Here is a 25,975-nt window from a genome sequence, read left to right on the forward strand (position 1 = left end):
GCCTGTTCTTTGCAGACAGTTGTCCAAGAAGTCGCTTCTCGCCGACCCGCCGCTATGGTAAACTCATAAATAAATATGCAGACTGAGGTGCCTTTATATGAAGCAAAATCCCCTGCTCTATTCCGTACTTGGCTTGATGCTCCTGATCTTCGGCATTGTTGATTACCGCTTTCTGAACAAAACGCTTGGCATCATCCTGATGGTGAGCGGCCTGGGCCTTGGCATCTATGGACTCATTCACTATCGACGGGTCAAAAAATCCTAATGTCCAAACCGCTCCTCATCTTCCCACATAGGATACCTTACCTATGCATCGAATGAGGTGAGCGCTATGGCCAACTACCGGATTATCGTTGACCTGTCCGATCGGCGACTATATCTGCTTGACGGCAACACGGTGGTGCGCGGCTTTCCCGTCGCCATCGGCAAGATGCTGACGAAAACGCCGACCGGAGAGTTCAAGATCGTCAACAAGCAGCCCAATCCTGGCGGACCCTTCGGCGCCTATTGGATGGGTCTGTCGAAGCCCCATTACGGGATTCACGGCACCAATGATCCCGCCTCCATCGGCAGGGCTGTCTCTCACGGCTGTATCCGGATGTACAATGAGGATGTCGTCGAGCTGGCTGGCATCGTCCCCATTGAGACCCGGGTTACTATCCGGCCCTAAGCCCGCAGATCGCGGGCTTTTTTTGCGCGTCCCCGCCCTTTGAGCGTAAGAATCATCAAGTATTCGGGCATAATTTGCCAAGAGGACTGCAACCTTTCTGCTGGACCGGGCGTCTAGGAGTATAGACAAAGAGAGAGAATCTGTCGACTACTCTACTAACCGAGGTGAATGAATGATGAAAAAGAAACCCCTACTCTTACTGATTATGTCCATGATGCTCGTCTTCGCCCTGGGGCAGTCCGTCTGGGCCTTCTCGGATACCACGAGCGATCCGAACGCCGCCAAGATCGAGGAGCTGAAGCAGCGCGGTATCATTAGCGGCGAGAACGGCAAGTTCATCCCGCAAGGCAAGCTGAGCTATTCCGCTGCCGTATCCCTGCTCGTCAAAGGCTTCGATCTGAACCTGGACGGCATCAACTTTGTCAAAGAACCCAAAGCGAGCGACTACTTCACGAATGTAAATGACAATGCCTGGTACGCGGACGCGTTTATCATTGCTGGCGCCCTGGATCTGGGTCTGCCTCGCGACCTGCAACCAAATGGCGAAATTACACGTGAGCAATATGCACATGCCCTCATGCAAGCTGTGTACACGACTGGTGAGTATGCGTTTATTGAAATTTTTATCACGCATGCCGATGAAGCCGATGTCGATCCAGCTTATATGGACGCCGTTCAAAAAGTACTGATCAGCAAGTTCGCTGCTCTGGACTCGAACGAAAACTTCCATCCAAAAGCAGCCATCACGCGCAGTGATGCAGCCAGCTGGTTGCACGGAGCTATTGAGTTCGTAGAGTCTGTCGAGCCAATCGAGCCTATGCCGGAAGAGCCCTACAACTCGCCACTGGGCGACTTGAAGTTCGATGTAGAAGCTGTGAATGAAGACATTCAGCAAGTGACAGTAACTGCAACTGTACCTCATCCAGGCTATGGCCTGCGCATCGCTTCGATCACATTCAACGGAGAAGAAGCCGAGGTGCTGGTAGAGGCTACGTACCCGGACCCGGACATGATGTATCCACAAGTCATCACAGACGTGAGTGCCACGACTTATGTGAGCAGCGACTACAAAGTGGTACTGGCCGAAGTTCTGGAAACGATCAGCGGTGAAAACCCTGCCGTCCCCGCACAATAATTAACATTTCTTTTCCCGCGATCTCTTGCAGATCGCTTTTTTTTCGTATACGCTTGAAACTAAGCGACAATTTCTACGTATAACAATCTTACAAGACCACAAATACAAGTTCATCCAATATGAAGGAGGCTATTCAACTTATGTCCATATTCAAACGATTGCGTGACCTGACCCTGTCCAATGTCTATGCCTTGATCGAAAAAGCCGAGGATCCAATTAAAATGACGGATCAGTACATCCGTGACATGCAAGCAGATCTGGAAGATGCAGAGAAAGCAGTAGCGGCCCAAATCGCACTGGAGAAGCGCTTCAAGCAGCAATACGAAGAGCAAGCCGCCCTCGTCCAGCGCCGCACGGAGCAAGCTCACATGGCCGCTAAGGCACAAAATGTCGAACTGGCCCGCCGTGCCCTGGAAGAGAAAAATGCGGCTGAGCAGAAGATGAACGAGTTCAAAGCGAGCTACGATCAAAACAAAGCTGCGGCTGACAACCTGCGCGGCAAACTCGACGAGATGCGCAAGCAGCTTACCGAGATGAAAAATAAGCGTGAGACTCTGGTCGCTCGCTATAACGCCGCTAAGGCGCAAAAAGAAATCAACCGCGCCATGTCTGGCTTCGGCAGCGACACCGCCAGCGCAGGCCTGAAGCGAATGGAAGAGCGCATGCTGCAGATGGAAGCGCAAGCTGAAGCAAGCAATGAAATGCTCGGCAGCAAAGGTCCTTCGCTGGACGATGAATTCGCCGCGCTGGGCAAGGATCAGGCGGTCGAAGATGAGCTGGCTGCCCTGCTCAGACAATATGACAAGCCTTCCGATTCCGAAGAAGGCAAGTAATAGCTTAGTCGAATGCCATAGCAAACCCAACAAAAACCGCCTGCAGCTGCTGATACCCCGGTATCGGCCGCTCAGGCGGTTTTTTAACACTTTAGGACTCGCTACCAGCCGCCGTCTCCTGCTCACCTGCCAACGCTGGATCGGCTATAGCCGGGTCCGCCGGGATGCACCAGTTGATGGGCTCGCGGCCAATGGATCGGAGGAAGGCATTGGTACGCGAGAAGGGCCGACTGCCGAAGAAGCCGCGATGGGCGGCAAAGGGACTCGGGTGCGCAGTGGCAATGACATGGTGGCGCTGGCGATCGATGAAGGATGCCTTGTCCTGGGCATGCTTGCCCCACAGAATGAAGACAACCGGCTCCTCTCGCTCGTTCAGCGCGGCGATCACGCGGTCCGTAAACCGCTCCCAGCCGATGCCCTTGTGGGAATTGGCCGCGCCCCCCTGTACCGTGAGGACGGTATTAAGCAGCAGCACGCCCTGCTTGGCCCACGAAACAAGTGAGCCATGCGGTGGAATCGGGCACCCCTCATCGTCTGCCAGCTCCTTGTAGATGTTCTGCAGGGATGGCGGAGTACGGACCCCGGGCTGCACGGAGAAACTCAGTCCATGTGCCTGCTTGGGTCCATGATAGGGATCCTGGCCAAGAATGACGACCCGCGTATCGGCATAGGACGTAAAATGCAACGCATTAAAAATATCGTGCATTGGCGGATAAATCGTCTGTTGACGGTATTGGCCCGCCAGATAGGACCGCATTTCTTTGTAATAGGGCTGTTCCAACTCCGGCTGCAGCAGCTCGGCCCAGTCGTTGCGGAAGATTGTTGACATCATTTATGCTCCTTACTCTTGCAAGATTGAGATTTCTGTCACCTTCTAGTATAAATTAAGCGGCCATGGGGAACAATAAGTGGTGCACTCATATTGACACGTACCCGTAAAAAAGTTATGCTTACAAAGCATTTGCAAATCTATTTGTATAGGTGGGACACTATGTCTACAAAACTGGTGATTAAAGATATTGTAGCTTCTGACCGCAACGAGCAAACCGGACTGTATCAATATATTGCAACGCTCAGCAACAGTGCCAAGTGCCGTTTGTTCTTCAGCAAGAATCCGGACTGGAAGCTGATTGGTGTCAATCGTCTGCTGAACATTCCATGCCCAATTTGCCGCAAGGACTACTATTGCAACTGCATGAGCAACCACACCGCCGAGTTGGAGCGGCAAGTGCTTGAGAACAACCTTATTTAAAAAGAAACGCAGCATGGAGCCTATGGGGCTTCTTTTTTTTGCAATCGAATCTGTATACAATGGCAAATAGCCTGCCGAGCATCGCTCGACAGGCCATCCCTGCAGGCTCCAGCTAGCGTACCAGCGCCCGTCCTCCTGCTTCTCGCTTGTAATACGACTCCAGCACCGCTGCGGCTTTTTTGCCATAAATATCGAAGCCACGGTCGCTGCCAGCCTCCTCCAAGGGGTACAGCTGCACGCTCCAATCCCACCAGAAAAATCCGGCAAACCACGGTTCATCCCAGAAGGTCTGAAGCGCTGAAGCATAGAAGTTCGCCTGCTCGTCTTCATCCCTGGGCAGCTCCCGATGCTCAAAATCCCAAGGCATGGTGGCGCAGCCGCGTGCGCTCCGGCAGCCAACTTCCATGAAAATCACAGGCTTGCCGAACTTTGCCGCGAGTGCCGCCAGCTTGGGCTTCTGCACAGCCCACCGTGCCAGCATGGTCTCCAGACTGGCTTGCGGCTCATCAGCGACCGGGTAATACGCACTCGTCCCGATATAGTCCACGGCATCAAACCAGGCGATCCCTTCCTCCTTGCCATGATTAGCATTATACGTAATCGGCCCCGTGTAGATGGCGCGAACGCGGGCAATCAGCTCGCGCCACCGGGCTTCATGCTTCTCCGTCTTCACCATCTCACAGCCTACGCACAGCATCTCGCAGCCCAGCTCTTCGGCCAGCTCCGCGTAGTGGCACATAAAATCCGTATACGAGGCGAACCAGGCGTCCCACTGGTCCTCGCCGCTCTCGTCATCAGGAAAGCCAATGTAGGCACGCCATTGACCGTCCCTGGAGTTGACCACCGGCTTCAGGCACACCTTCAGTCCCATCGCCTTGGCCTGCTTGACCGCAAACGCGATATCCCGGTCCGTCATCGTATAGCCGTAGTCAAAAGAAATCGTCGTCGAATGAACATCCTCCTGGTACGTCCAAAAGGAAAGCGCGATCCAATCGCTGCCGGTCGCTGCCAGCTTGTGCAGAGAATCCACAGCATACGGCTGCCTGTACGACCCGCGCTTGGCTCCCCAACCATAGGTCATGCCTTTAAAAAACGGTCTTATCGTCATAGAAGGGCCTCCTATTCCATCCTGATTGACGGGTCTCGCAAGTTAGCCCACTACCCCCGTGCGTTCTACACTCTCTACAAAGTAGCGCTGTACGAACAGATACATAATAACCAGCGGTGCAATGGCGAGCAAAATACCGGTATCGACGATGAGCGCCACATGGTTCGGATCGACGCGCATGTCGGAGTTGCCGCCAAGTCCGAGCAGCGACGGCAAATACTGGTTGACATTGGCGGGTAACGAGGCCACATTGACGGACATCAGATCGCTGTTGCTCATGAACAGCGAGGTGTAGAAGGTGTCATTATACTGCCATACAAAAGCGAACAGCATGACGGTCATGATCGCCGGAATCGCATTCGGAAGCATGATGGTGAAGAAGGTGCGATAGGCACCCGCCCCGTCGATCAGTGCCGCCTCCTCAATTTCTTTGGGCATACCCCGGAAGAACTGATTGAAAATGTAAATGTACAGGCCCGACTTCAGGCCATTGGCCGTAGCCGAGGTGATCATGGACGGCCAGTACGTATTGAGCAGATTGACGCCATCCTTGCCCGTGAAGAGCGAGATCAGCCCCATCACATCAAAGCTTCGAAAATGAAGATACATCGGCACCATAAGCGTGTTCATCGGAATCAGAATCGTCAGGATGACGAGTCCGAAGAGCAACCGACTGCCGGGAAACGAAAACCGGGCAAATCCATAGCCTGCGAGTGCGCAGGATACAGCCTGCAAGAGGGTCATTACCGTGACGAAGAGCAGGGTATTGCCCAGCATGGGCCAATAATTAAGAATCGACATGGCATGCCGAATATTGTCCAGCGTGAAATGAATCGGCACCATAAAAATCGTCGGATTATAGATGTCTATCGGGTCTTTGAACGCAGTCGACAGACGCCTGAAGAGCGGCATCAATATAATGAAGGAAATGCCTGCGATCAAGATATACAGCACTAGCTTCCAGGCCCACTCCAGCGAGGTGTTGCGCGCCTTATTCAGCCGGTAGACGAACGCTTCGTCGCTCCTTAGCTTATCGATCCGTTCCATACGGCCCCCTCCTTCCTGCCTAGTTATAATAGAAGACTCTTCTGGAGACCAGAATGCCGATGACGATGAGCATAATGCCAACCACGCCGGTATAGAGCCAGGACATGGCCGCACTGAGTCCGAAATTCTGTGCCTGGAAGGCGGTCTCATAAATCTTGCGGGTGACCGGCGAGTCCGCGAACGAGTCGATAACCGTGTAGATGATGTTCGTCAGGATCAGCGGGCTGACCATCGGGAACGTAATCTTCCAGAACGATTCGTACGGCGTTGCCCCTTCCATCTTGGCCACCTCGTACATTGCCGGAGGCACCGATTGCAGCGCAGCCAGGAAAATCAGGATCTGCACGCCGGAGCTGCGGATGATTTCATAGATTCCCGTGACGCCGCTCACAATATAGTCGATGAACCAATCCGGAAAGCCGGCATTGTCCAGCATGAAGATCAGAGAGATCGAGTCAAAACCACTCTGTGCCTCGCCCAGCTCCTGAGCGACCTGCGAGCTGCCTGTCATGCTGATCAGACCAGCCGTCTCGGCCGCCGCGATCGCGCCAGAGGCCAGAATGACGGGCAGGAAGAAGACCGCCCGGGCCAGCCCCCGTCCTTTGAACTTCTGATTAAGCAGCACCGCCGAGAAGAGACTGAAGAACAGAATCATCGGTACGCTCCAGAGCATGTTCACAACCGACTCGGTCAAAATGCGGTTGAAGGTCGGATCGATGTAGAGCGCCTGCTTGAAATTCGTCCACGCCGTGAATTCCAGCTCATAGCCGCCGGGCGCAACATTCAGCTTGCTGAAGCTGAAGCGAGCGGATTGGATAAGCGGTGTCGCGAACAGGAACACGAAGCCGACCAGCCAGGGCAGGATAAAACTGAAGCCGACGAGCGCACGTTTTTGCACCAGCGTTAATCTGCGGAGGTTCATCCTCTCTCACCGCCTACTGTGAAGTCTTGGGCATCTATGCGGACGCCCTGAATGGTGACGGGCTGATCCGAATAGTTGATGTAGATCGAGACGCCATTCTCATACTGCATCTCTACGACGTCCTGCCCGTGCCGGATATGACGGTCCATCTTGACGGTGCGGAGAGCCGACAGCGTCTCATCCGCCTCGCGGTACTGCTCCAGCGCAATGTCATACCAGCCGTCAGCGGACGTGGAATACATCGAATCGTAGGCCGTGAATTTGAGCGTCGACGAAGGCTCCTGCGACCACAGGTAGTGCGGCGCGGCGCCAAGCTCCAGGGTCCGCAGCAGCTGCAGCCTTGCATCCTGCTCCTCCCGCAGGTTCATCGGCTCACCGGCATAGTCAGCATAACCATGGAGTACCATCTGATAGAACGGCACCTCTTCGTCCGTTATACCGAAACCACTGGTACCGGATGGGACATTGACGAAGCGGTCCGCATACCCCAGCGCATAGGCGTTGCCGCCAGTCAACAGCAGGTCCGGGTGCGCTGTCTTCAGCTTGTCGAGCTGTTCCGCGACGATTGTCTTGGCCGTCTCCCGGAAGACCGTCCGACTGGTCCGGTAATCGGCATGTACCTTGTCACCCAGATCGCGCAAGGCGAGCCCGTTGACACCGACATCGGCATAACTGTCAAGAAACTGGTCTACATAATAGGGGAGCTTGGCTGGCGACAGCAAGTAATAGGTGCCGAGCTCCGGATTCATCCGATGCAGCGCCCGGTCATAAGGAGCGCGCATGGCTTCCTCACGCGTGATGAACCGCGCAGCATCGGAAGACGGCGAGAACCGGCCATCGGTCTGATGCACATGCTGGAACGCGACATCCGGATACAGCTTGCCGCCGCCCGTCTCGAGCTTACCAGCCAACTCGCGCAGATCACTGCGTCCGCCCAGCTTGCCATCGATTTTGACCCGTGCCGGAATCTCATGATTCAACCCTTCGTTGAACCAGCCGAGATAGCGCATATGAATGGACTGCACCTGATCGGATTGCAGCCGGTCGACGACGGCCTCGGCCTGCTCAAACGTGGTCATCGACACCATCCCCTGATAAGGGACGCCGAGAATTGTCTTACGCTTGTCAATGGCGCCCAGTACACTGACGAACATCGGCAGCGCCTTCTCCTCGGTGAGTGGCGAGAGTACACCCTGCTCCTCCAACTGGCTCCGGTAATGTCGTGCGATGCCGGAATAGTCCGCCTCATCGCCCGATAAGAAATGATACCGAATCGTCAGGTCACCCGTGTACAGCTCCTCGGTCAGCAATTGAATCTCTTCAACCGTATTACTCTTGTACAGTTCCAGTACATCCTCACCGCGTACGGCGAAGCTGGCGAAATTCTGATTATAGCTGTTGTTACGACCAGCAATATCCGCCTGGATTGTCGCAATGGCGTCCCCCTGCTCAATGGCCGCATACCAAGCCGATTCACCGCTCTTGAGACCGAATACCGGCAGCCGCGCAGACTCCGAGATCTGACCGCGCCGGCGGATGTTGTCATTTTCATCCTGACCGTACACCCGCTGGGCATAGAGCTCCTGTGAGAGCTTGCCATTATTGAGATAGATCAGGCTGCCAGTACCGTCGGGAACCAGCATGTAGCCTTCTTCCTCAGGACCCGCTGCTCCGAAAAATCCTAACAAATTCAGCATCCGCAGCTTATAATCCGGATTCTCCTCAATTTCCCCCGCAGGAACCGTGACAACCAGCGCGTCGTCCTCCAGCCGTACATGCAGCGGAATGACAAAACGCGGACGATCTACGGCTCCGCTGCCGGCAATGCCGTTCGCCTCGTTATCCTCCTGCAGATCTTCCGGCGTATAGCCGGCCTCCTGGAATGCAGCGATCATCCGTTTCAGTACGAGATCGCGGGCAACGGCCGTATCGAGCCGCTCCAGCACCTCAGGATCATCTTTTTTCGCCAGGTAACGAGCCAGAATATATTTGCCTTGTGCCTCGTCCAGGTTCGAGAGAACCATCTCTTCCATGCGCGCTTTGCTGATGAATTTGGGCAGGGCGTCGATGCCCAGCTCTGCATCGCCCAGCGTATACGTGACCCGGAAGCCGCCCTCGATCCCCTCCGCTTCGAACTGACCTCTGGCAACACTCTCCTTGAAGTTGTTGAAGGTGGCAATCCGGCCCATCCGGTCACGGAAAGTAAGCGTGAATTGAGAGGACAACGTCTCTTTCTCGTAAGGCGTCGCAATGCTATCGCTTTCCCGGTCTGCCGGGTTGCTGTGCCAGAGGTCACCGGATCTCCGGTCCAGCACCGCAAATTCCGTTGTCTCCGGATGAAAATACAGCGCCAGCGCACCCGTCTCGGCAGCCAGCCGCATCCCGGCGAGCCGCGGCTCACCCGCACCTAGCGAGAGTTCCGTTGTCTGCACAGGCGCCTCGCCTGCCTGCGTATACGAAACGACATCTACGGCAGGGACACCCCGGTTCGCAAGATAGAGGATCAGGGCGCTTGCAGCGGCAACGAGGACGCACACCAGCACCACATAACGCTTGATTGATCGGTTCAATGATGGCGCCCCCTTTACACCCGAAAGATCAGCTCTCGGTAAATGTTATAGAAGAAATAGAAAATCTGACTGGCCATGCTGAAGATCAGCGTGCCTATAAACACAACGATTCCCATAGCGATCACTGTCATGACCAGCGTAATCACCGTCTTGGTAGCTGTATATTGATGGACCGTCATGATGCCGACGAACAGCAGATACCCTGTCCAGACGATGGCGATACTGGTCGCGAGATAATAGAAGGCGGCTTCTTCCATCGTGAGCATTCGACTGATAAACGTCATCGGCAAATTGATGAGCACGATCGGCAGCATCGCGTAAGCCGTGGCGATAACAATCTCCCGGAACTTGCCCTCGCCCTCCATCAGGGTCGTGATCGACCAATTGGCGATACAGAACAGCAAGAACGGTGCAACCGTATAGATTAAATCGTTCAAACTGTTCAAGTACCGGGGATCGTTGAAGTTGACCATGAACCCTGCAAATTGACGCTGCAGCACTGTGCTCAGCACCAGCATGGCGATAATGGCCGCCGCAATGCGCACCCTACCCTTACCGTCGTACTTCAGGTCCCAGTACCCGTCAAACGGATGGAAGATGACATGGAACGGAAATCTATAGTGCTCCGACTTCATGTGCTTTCCCCCTCGCTCTTACTTTTCTGTAGATGAGCCATGCGACTAAGGCGGCAATCAAAACGGCTGCCGTCGTCATGAAGGTGCCAAAGTGCTCCTGCATCACTTCACGCCGGTACCGCTTGAACGCCAGCGAGTAGTACTTGCGGTCCATGCCCAGTTTGAAGTATTCCATCGCTTCCTTGTTCTTGCGGTCCATCAGCAGCGACTTGCCGATGCCCAGGTACGCGAGATCGTAGTTGGCATTCATACGCAGTACATCTTCCCACAGCGCTACAGCCTCAGCATCATCACCCTGATACCGGTACTCGGTAGCCGCATGAACCGTACGTCCGAACAATGTGGGCGTAAAGACGATCAGCGCGCTCTTGCCCCGGTCCAGCACCAGCAGCTGTTCTCCGACCCGCTCAACTGCAGCCGGGATATTAAACAAGCCAAGCTGCGTGCCTTTGCCACCGAATGCGTAAAGCAACTGGCCCTCGTCGTTATAGGCGAACAGTCGTCCGCGGAACGAATCCATGGCGACATAAATCCCGCCGTCCAGCACCTTGATATCCGTCATCCGGGAAGGTCCCGAATTATTGCCGAACTGGCGGAACCGGATGTCACCCATGACCGGGTAATAGCCGAAGCGCTTCAAGACATCCTGTCCCGACGGGTTGAGCCGGCGAATCGGCGTCTGGGCATGCGTATCGATATTGGTCGCGTAGACGAACCCTTTGGTGTCGATATCCAAATTGGAGAATTCTGTCGGAATGAACAACTGCATGCGTGAGCGCTGCTCCCGGGTGGCAAGCATCCGCCAGATGCGGTCGGCGAAGGTCTGCCGCACACTGATGGTGCCGGAGTAACCGATAAACGAACCGTCCTCATCGAATTGCATCAGACCCTCGTACACGCCCCTGGCTACAACAAAGATCCGGCCTGCATCATCGACCGTCAGCTTCACTGGAAAGAACACGAAACCGGATGGCAGCACATCAGACTCAGGCGATTCCACCGTACGCAGCAGTTCTCCCTCTGGAGACAGCACGACGATCCGGTTATTATCAGTATCCGCAACGTAAATGGCATGATCGTCACTCACGAAGAGGCCTTGCGGATTGCGCAGCGCATCCTCGCGTCCTTCGTTCTCGAAGCCTGCAATCACCTCGGCACGTCCCCACTGACTGTCGGTCCGCAGGATGCGATTGTTGCCGCTGTCCAGAATATAAACCGTCCCATCCGAGGTGACGAACACATCGCCCGGATCCCGGAAGGCCCCAACCCCCAGATCCTGACCCGACACCTGGCGCTCCGGTACGAACGGTGCTGGCAAGGGCACGGAGTCACTGTAATAGTTGTAGGTATAAGCCTCATAAGGCGTCTCTGCATGCAAGGCTCCAAGCGGTACAGATGCGATGATCAGGGACAAGATGCCAAGGCTCAACAGAAGCTTTTTCAATCTGCGTCCCCCCTTAATCCTTCATGCCGGAAGTAGCCATCGTCTCGATGATCCGGCTCTGTGAGAATACAAACAGGGTAATCGGTACACTCATCAGGATGAGCGCAACTGCCGCACCAACCCCTGCCCGGGCGATACCCCCTTGAATAATCTGATTCGTAGCAAAGTGCAGCGTTTTCAATTCTTCACTATAGATGAATCCATTACCCTCGGTGCCCCATAGAATCTGGAACAGCAAGATCATCAATGTGAGCCAGGCCGGCTTGACATTAGGCATGACCACTTGCCAGAAAATCCTATATTCAGACGCCCCGTCAATTTTGGCTGCTTCGATAAGCGCATCCGGGATCTGCTCCATGAACTGCTTCATGAGATAGAGACCGAGCGGGAAGGCAAAGGCCGGAATGATGACCGCCCAGTAGGTGTCGATCAAACCGATCCAGGACATGATCATATAGTTCGGAATCGCCGTTACTTGGGGTGCAAACATAAGCGCCAGAACGACGGTTGTGAACAGGATATTCTTGCCCGGAAAGTTCATCTTGGCTAGCGGGTAGGCCGCCGCCGAAGCGAACAACACGTGACCGACAACACCCATGCCGGTAATGAACACGGTATTGAAAATGTAACGGGAGAACGGCACCCAGGAGTTGCCCAGCAAGGCGGTCAGATCCACGAAATTGTCCAGCGTCGGATTCCGTACAAACAAGGTAGGCGGAAACAGAAAAATTTCGTCGAGCGGCTTGAACGCCGCGTTGATCGCATAGACGAGCGGCAGAGCCATGAAAGCTCCGGTGACCGCCAGAAACAGGAACATGAGAATATTGCCGCCAAGCGAACGATTGACTTTTTTCTTCCGCATGCGGAAGGATAGATTTAACGCACTCATTGCCCCACCCTCCGAAGAAGTCGTTGAACGATCAGGTTGGTACCGACCATTAGCGCGAACAGCACAGTGGCGATGGCCGACGCGAAGCCCATCTCAAACCGGATCGTACCGAAGTCCATCAAATGCGTCACAATCGTTTCTGCCGCGTAGTTGACACTAGGGAATCCTGCCAGTTGAATGGACACCTCTGCCACAGCAAATGAGGTCGTCAACTGGATGACCGCGCCAAACATCAACTGCGGCCGCATGGATGGCAGTGTGATGTACCACAGCTCCTGCCAGCGGTTGCGAATTCCGTCCACTGCGCCTGCTTCGTACAGCGTTTTGTCTACGGTCTGCAGTCCGGCGATAAAAGCAAGGAAGCCAGTCCCCAGACTCAGCCACAGCTGTACGAGGATGATAATGCCCAGAATGTAGATCTCCGTCTTCAGCCATTGGATCGGCTCCAGCATGATGCCCCAGCGAATCAGGAAACCATTGGCGATTCCATATCGGTCGCCGGAGAAGATCATCTGCCAGATGAAGAAGATGTTGCCCGAGATGGAGGGCGCATAGAAAACCAGGGTCATGAACGCCCGAACTTTGGGCCGCATGTCGTTAATAATCCAGGCAAAGACAAAGCAAGCTACGTAACTAAGCGGTCCGGTAATCGCTGCGAACAGCAGCGTGTTCTTGACAGCAATCAGGAAGACATCGTCCTCCAGAAAGAGCCTGGAGTAATTCTGCCAGCCGATGAAGGTCGGCAGCTCCAGCATGTTGAAGTAGGTGAAGCTGATCAACAGCGACATGACGACCGGCAAGACGGTAAACAACGCGAACAAAATCATATAGGGAGCCATCAACACGTAAGCATGCTTATTTACGACAAACGCTTTTCTCTTCAGGCTCCACCAGGTATCAGGCCGACTGCCGGGCTGCGGGACACCCGGCTCCTTCCGCTTCCGCCGGCGGGCGATCGCTTCAGACATATTGCTCCCCCTCCTTATTGCGGAAGTCCAAATTCTCTCCGTTTCGAGCGTATCTCTTCATGCATGAATTCGACGTATTCGACGATGGTCTCGCGAGGCTCGGCTTTCTTGCCAGGTACGCGCAGACCGACCACATACTGATCCTCACTGTTGACAACCACCGAATAGAAGGCATTGAGCAAATGACGTCCCGTAAAGTAACCGCCAGGCACCTCGGGAATTCCTTCGACCCATTCGAATTGTGCCTTGAGCTGCTCGTAGTCATTGACCGGCCACGGCAGACTGTCGAGTGCTCGTATGTTCGCTGTCGGGTAGCGTGCAGCGGCTCCCATCAGACTCTCCATCTCGCGGCCATAAGCGATTTGCACCTCATCGCTGGTCCACCATTTCATGAACTCCCATGACGCATCCTTATCTTTCGCACTCTCCAGCATGACTGTTGCACTGCCGCCGCTCGGCACCGAACGGTCAATGCTGCCATCCTCCTGCAATGTGCCAGGGATAGGGACGAAGCCCCACAGCCCCCGGATCTCCGGTGCAAAGACGGTCAACTGGTTATAGGTCGTGTAGTCGGCGATGCCGACAGGCATCTCACCGGTCCGAAAGCGGTTAGCGAAGTCAAATTCGCGTTCCAGCTTGTAGTCGGTATAGAGCTCCGTCCAGGTTTTGAACGCCTCGACGCCAACCCGGGAATCCAGATCGGATTCGCGTCCGCCATCCCGGTAGAACTGGCCGCCGTTCTGGATCAGCAACGAAGCATACAGCGAGTTCGGCGGGATATTCTCCCCCGGATACTGTGGCTGCAGAACCAGTGGCATGCCGAAGCTCATCTGATTTTTGTTCAAAATGGCGAACAGGCGCGTGATATCCTCCCAGGTATTCGGCACGGACATGCCTAACTCGTTGAAGATATCCTTGCGATAAAATAACATGTTGAAGGTCTGGGTTTCCGGCAATGCGTAGACGCCGCTCTCGTACTGGTAAGGCACGATTGCGCTGGGCCGGAAACGCTCGGCAACTTCTTCAAAATCGCTGAAGCCGGCCAGATCGGCTACCGCATTACGCATCGCGTAGTTGACGGGAATATCATTGCCGATCTGCATCGCCACGTCCGGGCCTTGCCCTGCCAGGGTAGCCGGCAAGAGCGTGTGCATTTGCACCAGCTTCAGATTGACCGAGATGCCAGTCTCTGGCGTGAATGTGTCGTCGATCATTGACTTCAACGTATTGGCCTGGTCTCGGCCACTGCCAATCCAGACGGTAATCGAGCGCTCTTCGTTACCGCTTGCGACATTGCCAATCTGGTTGTAATCAATGAAGAACGAATAGGCGAACGTACTCAGCTCATGACGCAGCCCTTTCCAGAAACCTGCCCCTTTTTTCTTCAGCTTCTCATCGGGCGAGACGACATAGAATTCGTCAATCTGCAGCGGCATCTCTCTCGCAGTCAGCAGCCAAGTGCCCAGACCACCCGTGTTAGCCTTGTATGCACCAAGCCGGCGGGGAATCGTATGCGGTTCGTCGACCATCTCATCCAACTGGTTATACATCGTCTTCAGCAGTGCCTCTGAATCCCCGCTGCCGCCGGAGAGACGCCGCAGTTCTTCACTTACCTGCTTCAGACGGTCACTCTCTGCTGCGAAGGTCTCCAGCAGATGAGGCACCTGCTGCTCCACCCGATAATCCCGGAACTGATCCGGCGAAGCGCCAGTTATCATCAGAATCTTCCGGTAGATCGCGTTCAAGTGATACACGCTCTCCTCCACCTGGCGGATGAGCTCTGCGAACTCGCCCAGCGTAACCTCAAGACGCAGCACATGCTTGCCTTCCTCCAGGTAGTAGAGGTACGGCTCATCCTCACCCAGCACATCCGTCCGGTATCCGCTCGCGTAGCGGAACGGTACCCGCTCCATCTCCTGAAACGGCACTTCGCCATCAATCGTCAACCGGCGGGTGGAATAGATCCCCCGTACGAAATTCTGCTGCACCTTGAAGCCAAGGTTATACAATCCCGACTCCGGCACTTCGAACTCCCATTCGATCCACTCTCCCGGCAACCGCCAATTGTGACCGCCAATCGTATTGACTCTCGTTTCCGAGGGACTGTATGGATGGACAGCAGGCGAGGAGCGCTCGATTTGCGGATACAGGGTCGGCGATGATTTGGCTATCGCATCCTCTCCCTGAACGACCACTCGTACCCCGCTGGTCGGTTGTCGGCCAGCATCCGTGTGCGCAGCTTTCACTTCTTTGTAAGGGACTGCATCCGGCTGCTGGAACAGCTTGAGCTGGCGGATCGCCATCGGTTCACGCTGTGAAACCAAGGTCAGCGTGTGCTCCCCCGCCGATAGATAGAACTGGAACGGCTCCTCATAATATCCTTCCGAGTCCTTGAACAGTGTCTCGCGCCACTCGGGATTCTCCTGCTGCCTTGGTCGCAGTTCATTGCCGCGGTTATCTCGCTGCACTTCGCTCAGTTCGTTGTCCCAAACCCGGTCGAATTGGAGATAGGCCGCTTCCTCAAACGGTACCTCGTCGTCAATCAACAGTGTGCGGACGATGCCTGAGCTTTTGCCCCGGGTGGGGTAATAGAGCATGGATATATGGTAAAGTCCCGACTGCGGGACATTCACTTTCCACTCCACCTGGCCTTGCTCTTCCGTGAGGAGAGCCGTGCCGTCCATCCCTTCAAACCGGTCCCGGGTCTGGAAGCCCTCGCCTCGGATCTCGGTATAGTCCGCCGCATCGATAACGATCTCCCGCTCCGGCGCAGCTACACCGTCATGAGACGCTACATAGTCGGCATAAGTATTGCCCTGCATGATCATATCGAACAAGCTGTCCGCATCCAAACTCGTCTGTCCGTCAGCCTGTGAAGAGAGTTGCTGTTCTTCGGCCTTGAGATTCGAGGTGGCGGCAGGTACGCCGCATGCCAGCGTAATGCACAAACCTGCGATGAAGGTACGAACCAATCGACGCGTTCTATTCAATGCCAGACCTCCTCTTCTTGAGCCTTAAGACAGGAGGGTGTGCCCAGACGCAGCACACCCTCCCGAGGCTCATGACTGCTTAACTACCGAGGTTCGCCAATGCTTCCTGGGCCGCCTGCTTGTGACTTTCGACGGTTGCGGTTACGGATTGCTTCTGGATGATGATTTCATCCATGATTGCGAAGAACGGATAATCCGGCACACCTTCCTCAATCGAGATCATGCCTGTTCCGTTCACATGCTCCAGCGCAATTTCAATATCGCGCTCGGTTTTGTAACGGCCTTCCAGCCAATCCTGACCAACATACTCTTCTGTAGTGGTGATGTCGCGCATTTCTTCGAAAATGCGGTACACGTGCTCCGGGTTCTCTACACCTTTTGGAATGAACCAGCCATTCAGTGCCGTGTTGGCGAATGTATGGGTACCATCCGAGTTCGGACCAGCAGGAATCGGTACAACGCCAGCTTCAAAGCTCAGATCGCCGATGTTCCAATCGTACTGCAGCGACATCGCCACATCGCCATCTTTGAACGTGTTCGTTTCATTCCAGTCCATCGGATTGCCCGATTTGACCTTGACGACATTCTCTGCGTTGTAGACACGGTTCACGAATTCCAGCGCTTCAATCATTTTTGGATCAGTGGACTTATCCTCCATCGTGTTGCCGTCTACAAAAGTGATGCCGTTGGAAACGCCGAAGTGACGCGCCATATCGGCTGCCCAGCCAGAGTATCCGTAAATATCCGGAGTTCCATCGTTGTTCGTGTCGCGTGTCGCAGTCTTGGCAATTTCCAGAAATTTATCCCAGGTCCATTCTCCGCTCTCCAACAGATCCTGCGGATCCGGCAAGCCAAGCTGGTTGAAGATCTCACGGTTGTAGTGAATCCCTACGATCGATACACTCGGCGGCCAGAAAGCGTATTCACCACCGGCTAGTGCTGGAAGCTTTCCTACCAGATTGCCCTCGTTGTTGATGTTGCTGTCCGCTGTCGTGAACTCGCTGAGCGGCAAGACCAGTCCGGACTTCACCGGAACCGCGGCGCGCTTGTATTCCATAACGGCAACGTCGGCAAAAGGTTCGCCGGAGAGCACCGAAGTTGTAAATTTGTCCATATATTCTTCAAAGGGGATGTTAATGAATTCAAACTTGAAGTTATAGGCTTCTTCCAGCTCCGCCATTTTCTCGAGCTGGGCAATCTCGTCCGCCGTCTCGCCAGCCGGCATTCCATCCCACCAAGCTGCGATCCGAATGGTCCGTCCGTCCAAGTTAATATCCGCTACTTCCTCCACAGGCTCTTCAGCTGGTGGATCCTCTGCCGCCGGTGGCTCATTCTCTTGAACCGGTGGTGCTGGTGGTTCATTGTTTCCCCCGCTGCATCCTGCCACCACTAGTGTAAGCGCTAACATAACCAATAAAAGCCATTTCACTGATTTCATTGTTGCCATCCTCCCCTGGAATTGTTTTGGAGATGAAACCTGTTTCTGTTTGACTGAGATTCTGTTTTAGTAAACGCTTACAACCCCCTTTTAAAAAATAAGCACCACTACCTGCTTGATTCTAGTTAAGGAAAAGGCTGGATGCTAATCACAAAAAAATAATAACACGACACCTACCAAACGTCAACATTTGATATTATTTTGTTTTTCTTTGTTATGACTTGTTTTGCTTCTGTTTTGTTTTTGTTAGGAAAAAGAGCCCTCTTCGCTTGGAAGAAGGCTCTTTTTGCTTGATTCATTTGCTAGAGTCAGCTAGACGCTGCTGACTGTTTTTCGCCCATGCTGTTCTCTGACAACCAACTCTCCGGCGATGAGCTTGCGCTCGGGACTACTGTCGGGGCAATCCAGACGCCAGAGCAGCTGATCCACCGCCCGGGTGCCCAGCCATCCCTTGTTAACATCGATGGTTGCCAGAATCGGCGCCTCCTCCATCGTGTTGTCAAAACCCGTCACGACGCAGTCTGCAGGGACGTTGAGCCCCCTTTTGGCCAGCTCCTCAATCAGATAGGAGGCATTCACGTCATGCGCGCATACGAAGACTTCCGGCAAGTTATCCAGCGGGTATTGCTGCATCATCAAGTAGATGTCGTACGCCTGGGCACTGATAAGCAGCGGGTCCTGCTGCAAGGGGATCTCATGCTCCTCCAGCGCAGACTTGAACGCAAGCCAGCGCAGCTCGAAGCTGAGTGCGTCCTGGATAGGGCCGACAAACTGATACGAACGGTAGCCCTTACTGATGAGTCGGACCATCAACTGCTTCATGGCATGAAAATTATCGACGAACACTGTATCACATGGAAATGCAGGATCGTCATGATCTACCATCACCGTAGGGATCTTGGTCTTGGCGATATCCAGCAGGATATGCGTGGAGACTGCGCCTATGGTAATGATTCCACGAATGGCTCCTGGATTAAGCAGGCTGAACAGGTTGTCTCCCGACGGCTCCGTCACGGTCAGAAAATCAAGTCCCCGTTGTTCAAGCCGGTTCGTAATGCCTTCGAATATAGGCCCCCAATAGATCGAGTCCCTGTTCTGATATCGGACATTGGGAAAAAGCACGACGATCGTGCCCGACTCCGTGCCGTTGGGACGCCAGTTACTGTCGGGGCGCGGCGCGGACTGTCGTATCGGCATCTGTTGGTTCTGCTCCGGTTGTCGGAAGTAGCCCAGCTGTCCTGCGGCTTTCAAAATGGTTTCTCTCGTCTGCGGGCTAACGCCGGACTTAGCGCTCAAGGCACGGGAGACAGCAAACTTGGAGACGCCCACCAGATCGGCAATCTCTTGTATGGTAACTTTTTTCCTCATGTTCCACCCATCCTCGAACGAACTGTCATCTAGCCTAGTATAGCATTTTTCGTCGTTTATTCACTCCCCGGCTGTGTCAAAAATTCGGGGAGCTCATCCAGAGTCAGAACATACTCATGATTCAGCACAGCCGCAATATGCTCCGGGCTGTTGTGCTTGCCGTCTCCGATAAATTCGTCGCTCCAGGTACAGAACCAGCTCCAGTGCGCACCATACTGGATCATGAGCTCAGGATTGGGTATCGCCCCGTTCTCGGTCAAGGCAACCAGCTTGCGATCATTCACGAGACGGACCAGATTATCGTAGCTGCGGCTGACGGGATGGTGATCGCCCGGCTGAGGGTAGGAATCGACACTTACAATATCAACCACATCGTCCCCAGGATACCAGTCCGGGTCTTCCGAGTTCCAGATCCAGATGAGATTGCTCAGCTCATGCTTGACGGTTAGTCGTTCGAATAAAATCCGGTACAACGCCTTGGCTGGCTCCGGTCCTTGAGCGCCCCACCAGAACCATCCACCCTCGGCTTCGTGAAGTGGTCGCCAGAGCACTGGAACCCCGGCTTCCTGAAGACGTTTCAGCTGAAAAGCGATGACGTCGATGTCGCGCATCAGCAGTTGGTAGGCCTGTGACTCCGGATCCGCTAAAGCTTCCTGCACATTGAAGGTCGTGCCGTCTGTATAAAAGCCTCTCCACCATGGCTGATCCTCGCTATCGATAAGATCCATCGGCGCATTCCAATGCCAGGCCAGCGTGACAATGCCACCCTTGTCATGCCAAGTCAGCATGTCCTCGACCTCGCGGGAGGTCGTGCCCCGTTCCGTACGGCTGGGCGTATAATCCATCAAGTCGAAGCCCGCAATGGCGGGCAGCTTGCCGTAGGTCCAGCCCAGTTGAAGCGCCTCCTGCAGGGTCTGCTGTCCCGAGAGAATCTTGCTGCCATACTGCTCGATGAGAAACTCGTGCAGCGCTAGTGCCCCCGCGCTGGGCTTCGGAGTAACCAGCACATTCTCTACGTTGTGCTCCGCGCGGACAGACGCAAGGCGAATATCCACATAATCCAGGTCATACCACCCCCAGGAGGAGACAAATTGCAGTGCGTTCTCCCCTTCCTCCAGCAACAGCTTGCCGGCATACACTTCTTCGAACCCGCTGGAGGCGGGCAGGCGCAGATCGCCTGCAGGATCATCATTCAACCGCATGACCGTCATCTTCTCACCATGCGCGCCACGGTAGCCGACCCGGACTTCATACAGTGATTTTGTAGACGCTTCCAAAATAACCGTCAAGGCATCGTCCTCTTGTTCAAACCCTGTCACATAGCCCTGTCCAGAAAAACCGTCGCCATCGGAAGACGCTTCCGTGCCATGCACCAAGCCTTCTTCCGCTTCAAACCGCAACCAGGCTTCTTCTACCGACTGGGTAGTGCAGGCTGCCAGTATCAAAAGCAATCCAATCCCAGCTAGGGCTTTCAAGGATCTGTTGCGAATAGAATCCCCTCCCGGGTCGTCCGAACCAAACAGTAGGACGATTTTATATTTATTTTGTTAGGATAATAATAACTTTAAACACAAAACAAAACCTCGTCAATAGCCTCTACAACATTTCTTCAATTGTTCATGTGATTATTAGACGGAAAATCATGCCTTAATTAGCTATTGAACATACTAGCCGGGAAACAGTCGAAACCGACAAAATGACAAGTTCCATCTAACACAAGGCTATTTTAAAACCATTATCATTTCCTTATTATCAAATATAGAGGTGATGATAAATGCCCAAGAAACCTAACATTCTGCTAATCACAAGCGACCAACAGCATTGGAATACGCTCGGTGCATTTCAACCGGAGCTCACGACGCCGAATCTCGACCGGCTGGTGCGGGAAGGCACGACATTCGACCGAGCCTACTGTCCCAATCCGACCTGTACGCCCAGCAGGGCCTCCATCATTACAGGGATGTATCCGAGTCAGCATGGCGCGTGGACGCTGGGCACCAAGCTGCTAGAGACCCGTCATACCGTCGGTGAAGACTTCGCCGCGGCTGGCTACCGCACTGCCCTGGTGGGCAAGGCCCACTTCCAGCCGCTCCGCTCCACGGAAGCCTATCCATCGGTGGAGGCTTACCCGTACCTCCAGGACTTGGCCTATTGGCGAGACTTCCACGGCCCCTTCTATGGTTTCGACCATGTCGAGCTGGCACGAAATCATACCAATGAAGCACATGTTGGCCAGCACTATGCCTTATGGCTAGAGGAACAAGGCTGCCACGACTGGCGACAATACTTCCTTCCCCCAACCGGAAGTATGGATCCCGCAATCACCTACACCTGGCCGATTCCGGAGCAATTCCATTACAATACCTGGATTGCCGAGCGTACCAATGTGCTGCTGGAGAGCTATCAAGCGAAGGACGAACCATTTTTCCTATGGGCCAGCTTCTTTGATCCGCATCCTGAGTATCTGGTGCCTGAGCCGTGGGCATCCATGTATGACCCGGAGCAGCTTACGGTACCCGCTGTCACCCCAGGCGAGCATGACCGCAATCCGCCGCACTTCGGACTGACCCAGCAGGAGGACCCGGATTTCTCACATCTGGCTGAGACTGGCTATGGTATTCATGGTTACCGCTCCCATCACTATTACGAATACGGGCAGCAGCTGCGCTTGACAGACGTCGACCGCAAGCGTCTGGTAGCCGTCTACTACGGTATGATCAGCATGATGGACAAATATATTGGACGTATACTGGACAAGCTCGACGAGCTGGGTTTGGCCGAGGACACAATCGTCGTATTTACGACCGACCATGGGCATTTCTTCGGACAGCACGGCTTGCAGGCGAAGGGTGGATTTCACTATGAGGATTTGATTCGGCTCCCTTTTGTCGTCCGCTATCCTGGGCAGGTGCCTGCGGGACGGCGGTCAGATGCCATCCAGTCCTTGGTCGATCTGGCGCCGACATTTTTATCCTTCGCCGGACTGCCCATTCCCCATGAGATGACAGGATGCGACCAACGCAAGGTATGGCTGGGGGAACGCGAATCGGCCAGGGAGCATGCCATCGTCGAATTCCGTCACGAGCCGACGACGATTCATCAGAAAACCTATGTGGATGCGCGCTACAAGATTACGGTGTATTACAATCAGATCTATGGGGAGTTATTTGATCTGCAGACGGATCCGAATGAACTGTGCAATCTGTGGGATGATCCAGGGAGCGCAGCGTTGAAGAGCGAGCTCCTGCTCCGCTACGTGTGGGCCGAGCTTGGCAAAGAACCAATGCCAATGCCGCGGATTCATCATGCGTGAAGGTAGTTGCACAACTTGTCATAAAATGTAACTAAGGCCGGACCCCGACGGGATCCGGCCTTGCGTGCAAGAGGATATTATTAGGATCAGTTCGGATCTTTCCTGCCCGTTCACATCCTATTATTATTTGCTAGCTTCATAGGTAATCATGCTGCCCGCCTCTGAGGGTGGCGATCCATGCTTGTAATTCCCCGTCACTGTTACATCCGTGAACCCGGTGCTCTCCAGCAGCAAACGGAATTCGTCGACTCCGTACCAGCACAGCGGCAGCCGCTGCAGCTCAGACTGGACGAGAGATCCATCACGCCATTTGTCATAGCGCAAGAGAGAGAGGATACGCTGGTTAATGAAATCAACCTCGATTCGTTTCTCCTCCAGTGTAATGGCATCCCCATCCTCGGTTTCCCACATTCTTGTTTTCGTCGTGTCCAGGTTGTAATCGGTGGGAAGAAAGGTGTCCAGAATCAGCACGCTCTGCTCCTGCATATGCGTGCGGAAGCATTGGAGTGCTTGTAGCAGCTCCTCCCGGGTCTCGATTAACTGAATGGAACCCCCGGGGATAATGATGGCTTCATACGAGGCGTCCAGGCTGAAACGGCTCATCTCCCCATGGTGCAAAATAGGTTCAACTCCAAGCCTGCGACCATTTCGTCTACCGGCCTCCAGCATGGCTGGCGCATTATCCACCCCTTCTATGGCAATGCCATGCTGCAGAAGCGGAATCATGACGCGACCAGAGCCGCAAGCCACCTCCAATACGCGACCGGAGACGTGCTGAAGCCGCTCCTTATAATACTCGACATCCCCATAAGAGAAACCTACGGGTTTGCTAATCTCATAGACCTCGGTACATAATTCACCGTAAGTATGCATGTGGTCTTGCTCCTTTCCTTCGAGCCTCTAGATGGAGGCTTGAGGGTAACCCAATAGGCGCAAAGCTCGTTCGTACTTGTCCAGTCGTCGCTGGTCTTCATCCGTAGGATTCGGGATGCGCGACAGATCCATATTTTCCTGGATATCAGCAATCTTGACCGACCGGGCCAACGTATGGGTGCTTACCCTAGCAATGAATTTCTCGTAGCTGTCGCCTTCTGACTTGGTCAAGCGCGCAACGGCCTCGATAATGGGCTCTTCAAATCCTTCTCGTCTTAATTCTTCAAGCGTCACATCAGAGTCCTCCACGACATCATGCAGCACGGCAACTATCTTTTCGTCGAGCGTATGTACCCGGTTCATAACCGCCAGCGGATGCAGAATATAGGGGTGGCCGCCTTTGTCCAGTTGGCCTTGGTGGGCCTGTAGAGCAATGGCAATGGCGCGTTCGATGTTCATTGTGGGCTTCCCTCCTTCATAGCTTGATCGTACACCTAAACCGCTCCACGCCGGGATACTTCTCCCCCAGGCTCTGAATCTGGAAACCGCATTGCCTGTAAAATTCGACCGCGTCATGGTCTGTCTCCGCCTCCAGACTGCGGATTGCGTGTAACCCAACATACTCTGAAATCATGCGCTTGCCTATCCCCTGATGGCGACAGTCTTCTCGTACCGCAATATGACGGACGATTGCGCTGTGGTCCAGTCTATAACGAACGCCCATTAGGCCAGCCACTACCTGGTGCTGAAGCATACCGTATAGCGTGTAATCGTCATTTGACATATAGGAGTTGTAGACCGTTGCCACCTTATCCCGGTCACCCCAGACGCAGGCGGACAGCAGCTCATTGATGGCATTGAAGTGAGTCGAACCAACCAATTCAACAAATGAGCAAGCTTGCTGATCTGTCATCTTAATATTTTCTCCATGCACACACTTGACGGACAGTCGGCGTATTCCCCAAATCGTTCAATCTCGTAATAGCCATTCTTCGCATAGAACTTCATCGCCGCCACCTGGGGCAGTCCCGCTTCTAATTTGAGGATCTTACAGCCTCGCGCAAGCGCCGCGGCTTCCAGATAATCAAGAATTTTTTTGGCAAGGCCAACATTACGGTACGCTGGCCTCACATAAAATCTCTTTAATTCAACACTATCCAAGTGGAGCGGTTTTATGGCCCCGCATCCGACAGCTACTCCATCCGCATAGGCGACAACAAAGCTCACCTGTTCACTTGTTGGTGCATCCAGATCTACCCGGAATACTTCTTCCGGCGGATAGAGGGTATCCAGATAAGCATCCAATTCCCCAACTAACTCGCGCAAATGGGGGGCGTTGGCACTCACATCCCGCAATTCAATTGTTCTCATGTTGATCTCCTTTTCAGCCCGAACACCAGCTATCTGCTGCTATTGTAGCATACATACAGACAAATGAGCGGAAAAGCATTGACTATGACCGAGGATAGAATTATACTTTATTTAAACATATGATCAACTATTCATATATTAAGTTGAAGGGATGAATTTCTTATGACAGTGCCTACCTCGAATCACACTCATGCTCACGATCACAATGACGAACACACCAACAACAAGAAGATTCTACTTGTATCGTTCTTAATCATTACCTTCTATATGGTTGTCGAGGCCATTGGCGGGTTTCTGACGAACAGTCTGGCACTCTTGTCGGATGCCGGGCATATGCTCTCTGACTCCATCGCGCTCGGGATTGCCTTGCTGGCATTTACCTTTGGACAAAAGGCAGCTCACCAGCGTAAAACCTACGGTTACCGTCGTTTCGAGATTCTCGCTGCCTTGCTGAACGGTGTTACCTTAATTGGAATTTCGCTGTACATCTTCTACGAAGCCATGGTGCGCCTCAGCCATCCGCCAGAAGTTGCCACGATGGGCATGCTAATCATCAGTACGATCGGGCTGCTTGTGAATATCCTGGTTGCCTGGCTGATGATGCGAGGCAGCGATACGGAGCATAACCTGAACATGCAGGGCGCTTATCTTCATGTCATCAGCGACATGCTGGGTTCGGTCGGTGCTATTGCCGCCGCACTGTTGATGCTGTTCTTCGGTTGGGGCTGGGCAGACATTGCCGCTAGTGTGATCGTCGCCGCACTCGTATTGCGCAGCGGCTACAAAGTAACCCGCTCTTCCCTTCATATCCTCATGGAAGGCACACCAGCAAGCATGGAGTTGGATAACATCGTCCGTTCCATACGGGAGGTCGAAGGCGTGAAGGGAATCCATGATGTGCATGTCTGGACCATCACCAGCAGTCTGCATGCGCTCACCGCCCATATCGAAGTGGATGCCAGCCTGACCATAGCCCACACCGAAGCCATTCGACAGGAGATTGAACATCGTCTAGCACACCAGGATATTCAGCATGTTACCTTGCAGCTTGAATCTGTCGACCATGGGCATGAACGATCGGTGTTATGTACGGTGAAGGCTGCACTTAACACTAGTCACGTGGGACACAGTCACTAGAGAAACGGGGCT

General features: G+C 53.9%; 24 protein-coding genes. 7 read left to right on the forward strand and 17 right to left on the reverse strand.

The features are described 5' to 3' along the window. The first annotated feature begins 97 nt into the window (after window positions 1-97). From F556_RS37575 to F556_RS0103115, 4 genes are all read left to right on the forward strand, one after another. A complete protein-coding gene (locus F556_RS37575; protein WP_020615432.1) occupies window positions 98-265 on the forward strand; it encodes a hypothetical protein in 168 nt (55 codons plus the stop codon). A 66-nt stretch (window positions 266-331) separates the two neighbouring features. After that, on the forward strand, window positions 332-670 hold the full coding sequence (locus F556_RS0103105; protein ID WP_020615433.1) for a L,D-transpeptidase: 339 nt from the start codon (window positions 332-334) through the stop codon (window positions 668-670). 175 nt (window positions 671-845) lie between these two features. Beyond that, window positions 846-1,805 (forward strand): S-layer homology domain-containing protein, encoded by a 960-nt coding sequence (locus F556_RS0103110; protein WP_020615434.1) that lies wholly within the window; start codon window positions 846-848, stop codon window positions 1,803-1,805. Between the two features lie 140 nt (window positions 1,806-1,945). After that, a complete protein-coding gene (locus tag F556_RS0103115) occupies window positions 1,946-2,638 on the forward strand; it encodes a PspA/IM30 family protein (RefSeq protein WP_020615435.1) in 693 nt (230 codons plus the stop codon). A 91-nt stretch (window positions 2,639-2,729) separates the two neighbouring features. Here F556_RS0103115 and F556_RS0103120 read toward each other — a convergent pair whose 3' ends face one another. Next, the gene (locus F556_RS0103120; RefSeq protein ID WP_020615436.1) at window positions 2,730-3,467 is read right to left on the reverse strand and encodes a uracil-DNA glycosylase; all 738 of its coding nucleotides are present in this window, start codon (window positions 3,465-3,467) and stop codon (window positions 2,730-2,732) included. 162 nt (window positions 3,468-3,629) lie between these two features. On the opposite strand from F556_RS0103120, the gene F556_RS0103125 reads away from it, so the two are divergent. Next, entirely contained in the window at window positions 3,630-3,890 is a 261-nt protein-coding gene (locus F556_RS0103125; protein ID WP_020615437.1) for a hypothetical protein, read from the forward strand. A 112-nt stretch (window positions 3,891-4,002) separates the two neighbouring features. On the opposite strand, the gene F556_RS0103135 is transcribed toward F556_RS0103125, so the two are convergent. The 12 genes from F556_RS0103135 to F556_RS0103190 all read right to left on the reverse strand — a co-directional run bounded on the left by F556_RS0103135 (window position 4,003) and on the right by F556_RS0103190 (window position 20,744). After that, window positions 4,003-4,998 (reverse strand): glycoside hydrolase family 113, encoded by a 996-nt coding sequence (locus F556_RS0103135; protein WP_020615439.1) that lies wholly within the window; start codon window positions 4,996-4,998, stop codon window positions 4,003-4,005. 42 nt (window positions 4,999-5,040) lie between these two features. Continuing rightward, on the reverse strand, window positions 5,041-6,045 hold the full coding sequence (locus F556_RS0103140) for a carbohydrate ABC transporter permease (RefSeq protein WP_020615440.1): 1,005 nt from the start codon (window positions 6,043-6,045) through the stop codon (window positions 5,041-5,043). 19 nt (window positions 6,046-6,064) lie between these two features. Continuing rightward, the gene (locus F556_RS0103145; protein ID WP_020615441.1) at window positions 6,065-6,967 is read right to left on the reverse strand and encodes a carbohydrate ABC transporter permease; all 903 of its coding nucleotides are present in this window, start codon (window positions 6,965-6,967) and stop codon (window positions 6,065-6,067) included. Continuing rightward, a complete protein-coding gene (locus tag F556_RS0103150; protein ID WP_020615442.1) occupies window positions 6,964-9,537 on the reverse strand; it encodes a DUF5696 domain-containing protein in 2,574 nt (857 codons plus the stop codon). The genes F556_RS0103145 and F556_RS0103150 overlap by 4 nt, the downstream gene beginning before the upstream one ends. Window positions 9,538-9,551: 14 nt before the next feature. After that, a complete protein-coding gene (locus F556_RS0103155; RefSeq protein WP_020615443.1) occupies window positions 9,552-10,172 on the reverse strand; it encodes a Yip1 family protein in 621 nt (206 codons plus the stop codon). Further along, a complete protein-coding gene (locus tag F556_RS0103160; RefSeq protein WP_020615444.1) occupies window positions 10,153-11,616 on the reverse strand; it encodes an NHL repeat-containing protein in 1,464 nt (487 codons plus the stop codon). The genes F556_RS0103155 and F556_RS0103160 overlap by 20 nt, the downstream gene beginning before the upstream one ends. Window positions 11,617-11,629: 13 nt before the next feature. Then, on the reverse strand, window positions 11,630-12,505 hold the full coding sequence (locus F556_RS0103165) for a carbohydrate ABC transporter permease (protein WP_020615445.1): 876 nt from the start codon (window positions 12,503-12,505) through the stop codon (window positions 11,630-11,632). Then, a complete protein-coding gene (locus F556_RS0103170) occupies window positions 12,502-13,473 on the reverse strand; it encodes a carbohydrate ABC transporter permease (protein WP_020615446.1) in 972 nt (323 codons plus the stop codon). The genes F556_RS0103165 and F556_RS0103170 overlap by 4 nt, the downstream gene beginning before the upstream one ends. A gap of 14 nt (window positions 13,474-13,487) precedes the next feature. Next, the gene (locus F556_RS0103175) at window positions 13,488-16,463 is read right to left on the reverse strand and encodes an extracellular solute-binding protein (protein ID WP_020615447.1); all 2,976 of its coding nucleotides are present in this window, start codon (window positions 16,461-16,463) and stop codon (window positions 13,488-13,490) included. A gap of 79 nt (window positions 16,464-16,542) precedes the next feature. Next, complete coding sequence (locus tag F556_RS0103180; RefSeq protein WP_020615448.1) at window positions 16,543-17,901, reverse strand: ABC transporter substrate-binding protein; 1,359 nt, start codon at window positions 17,899-17,901, stop codon at window positions 16,543-16,545. 312 nt (window positions 17,902-18,213) lie between these two features. Next, on the reverse strand, window positions 18,214-19,269 hold the full coding sequence (locus tag F556_RS0103185; RefSeq protein ID WP_020615449.1) for a LacI family DNA-binding transcriptional regulator: 1,056 nt from the start codon (window positions 19,267-19,269) through the stop codon (window positions 18,214-18,216). Window positions 19,270-19,325: 56 nt separating this feature from the next. Beyond that, window positions 19,326-20,744, reverse strand: coding sequence for a glycosyl hydrolase (locus F556_RS0103190; RefSeq protein WP_157272590.1), 1,419 nt, complete (start codon window positions 20,742-20,744; stop codon window positions 19,326-19,328). A gap of 299 nt (window positions 20,745-21,043) precedes the next feature. On the opposite strand from F556_RS0103190, the gene F556_RS0103195 reads away from it, so the two are divergent. Further along, on the forward strand, window positions 21,044-22,582 hold the full coding sequence (locus F556_RS0103195; RefSeq protein ID WP_020615451.1) for a sulfatase family protein: 1,539 nt from the start codon (window positions 21,044-21,046) through the stop codon (window positions 22,580-22,582). Between the two features lie 123 nt (window positions 22,583-22,705). Here F556_RS0103195 and F556_RS0103200 read toward each other — a convergent pair whose 3' ends face one another. The 4 genes from F556_RS0103200 to F556_RS0103215 are packed head-to-tail and all read right to left on the reverse strand — an operon-like array spanning window position 22,706 to window position 24,826. Continuing rightward, window positions 22,706-23,455, reverse strand: coding sequence for a class I SAM-dependent methyltransferase (locus F556_RS0103200; RefSeq protein ID WP_020615452.1), 750 nt, complete (start codon window positions 23,453-23,455; stop codon window positions 22,706-22,708). Window positions 23,456-23,482: 27 nt separating this feature from the next. Continuing rightward, on the reverse strand, window positions 23,483-23,914 hold the full coding sequence (locus tag F556_RS0103205; protein WP_020615453.1) for an HD domain-containing protein: 432 nt from the start codon (window positions 23,912-23,914) through the stop codon (window positions 23,483-23,485). Between the two features lie 16 nt (window positions 23,915-23,930). Next, window positions 23,931-24,368, reverse strand: coding sequence for a GNAT family N-acetyltransferase (locus tag F556_RS0103210; protein ID WP_020615454.1), 438 nt, complete (start codon window positions 24,366-24,368; stop codon window positions 23,931-23,933). Further along, complete coding sequence (locus F556_RS0103215) at window positions 24,365-24,826, reverse strand: GNAT family N-acetyltransferase (protein WP_020615455.1); 462 nt, start codon at window positions 24,824-24,826, stop codon at window positions 24,365-24,367. Before F556_RS0103215 ends, F556_RS0103210 begins: the two co-directional genes overlap by 4 nt. Window positions 24,827-24,988: 162 nt before the next feature. On the opposite strand from F556_RS0103215, the gene F556_RS0103220 reads away from it, so the two are divergent. Beyond that, the gene (locus F556_RS0103220) at window positions 24,989-25,963 is read left to right on the forward strand and encodes a cation diffusion facilitator family transporter (protein ID WP_020615456.1); all 975 of its coding nucleotides are present in this window, start codon (window positions 24,989-24,991) and stop codon (window positions 25,961-25,963) included. Window positions 25,964-25,975: the final 12 nt, after the last annotated feature.

The sequence above is a fragment of the Paenibacillus daejeonensis DSM 15491 genome (assembly GCF_000378385.1).
Classification (GTDB): Bacteria; Bacillota; Bacilli; order Paenibacillales; family Paenibacillaceae; genus Paenibacillus_D; species Paenibacillus_D daejeonensis.

What these genes read in the sequence shown, in the direction of transcription:
- F556_RS0103145 (WP_020615441.1), bottom strand. Translation starts at nt 6,967, where the DNA reads ATGAACCTCCGCAGATTAACGCTGGTGCAAAAACGTGCGCTCGTCGGC.
- F556_RS0103125 (WP_020615437.1), top strand. Translation starts at nt 3,630, where the DNA reads ATGTCTACAAAACTGGTGATTAAAGATATTGTAGCTTCTGACCGCAAC.
- F556_RS0103165 (WP_020615445.1), bottom strand. Translation starts at nt 12,505, where the DNA reads ATGAGTGCGTTAAATCTATCCTTCCGCATGCGGAAGAAAAAAGTCAAT.
- F556_RS0103205 (WP_020615453.1), bottom strand. Translation starts at nt 23,914, where the DNA reads ATGAACATCGAACGCGCCATTGCCATTGCTCTACAGGCCCACCAAGGC.
- F556_RS0103110 (WP_020615434.1), top strand. Translation starts at nt 846, where the DNA reads ATGAAAAAGAAACCCCTACTCTTACTGATTATGTCCATGATGCTCGTC.
- F556_RS0103135 (WP_020615439.1), bottom strand. Translation starts at nt 4,998, where the DNA reads ATGACGATAAGACCGTTTTTTAAAGGCATGACCTATGGTTGGGGAGCC.
- F556_RS0103155 (WP_020615443.1), bottom strand. Translation starts at nt 10,172, where the DNA reads ATGAAGTCGGAGCACTATAGATTTCCGTTCCATGTCATCTTCCATCCG.
- F556_RS0103200 (WP_020615452.1), bottom strand. Translation starts at nt 23,455, where the DNA reads ATGCATACTTACGGTGAATTATGTACCGAGGTCTATGAGATTAGCAAA.
- F556_RS0103170 (WP_020615446.1), bottom strand. Translation starts at nt 13,473, where the DNA reads ATGTCTGAAGCGATCGCCCGCCGGCGGAAGCGGAAGGAGCCGGGTGTC.
- F556_RS0103215 (WP_020615455.1), bottom strand. Translation starts at nt 24,826, where the DNA reads ATGAGAACAATTGAATTGCGGGATGTGAGTGCCAACGCCCCCCATTTG.
- F556_RS0103105 (WP_020615433.1), top strand. Translation starts at nt 332, where the DNA reads ATGGCCAACTACCGGATTATCGTTGACCTGTCCGATCGGCGACTATAT.
- F556_RS0103120 (WP_020615436.1), bottom strand. Translation starts at nt 3,467, where the DNA reads ATGTCAACAATCTTCCGCAACGACTGGGCCGAGCTGCTGCAGCCGGAG.
- F556_RS0103115 (WP_020615435.1), top strand. Translation starts at nt 1,946, where the DNA reads ATGTCCATATTCAAACGATTGCGTGACCTGACCCTGTCCAATGTCTAT.
- F556_RS0103210 (WP_020615454.1), bottom strand. Translation starts at nt 24,368, where the DNA reads ATGACAGATCAGCAAGCTTGCTCATTTGTTGAATTGGTTGGTTCGACT.
- F556_RS0103220 (WP_020615456.1), top strand. Translation starts at nt 24,989, where the DNA reads ATGACAGTGCCTACCTCGAATCACACTCATGCTCACGATCACAATGAC.
- F556_RS0103195 (WP_020615451.1), top strand. Translation starts at nt 21,044, where the DNA reads ATGCCCAAGAAACCTAACATTCTGCTAATCACAAGCGACCAACAGCAT.
- F556_RS0103185 (WP_020615449.1), bottom strand. Translation starts at nt 19,269, where the DNA reads ATGAGGAAAAAAGTTACCATACAAGAGATTGCCGATCTGGTGGGCGTC.
- F556_RS0103140 (WP_020615440.1), bottom strand. Translation starts at nt 6,045, where the DNA reads ATGGAACGGATCGATAAGCTAAGGAGCGACGAAGCGTTCGTCTACCGG.
- F556_RS37575 (WP_020615432.1), top strand. Translation starts at nt 98, where the DNA reads ATGAAGCAAAATCCCCTGCTCTATTCCGTACTTGGCTTGATGCTCCTG.
- F556_RS0103180 (WP_020615448.1), bottom strand. Translation starts at nt 17,901, where the DNA reads ATGAAATCAGTGAAATGGCTTTTATTGGTTATGTTAGCGCTTACACTA.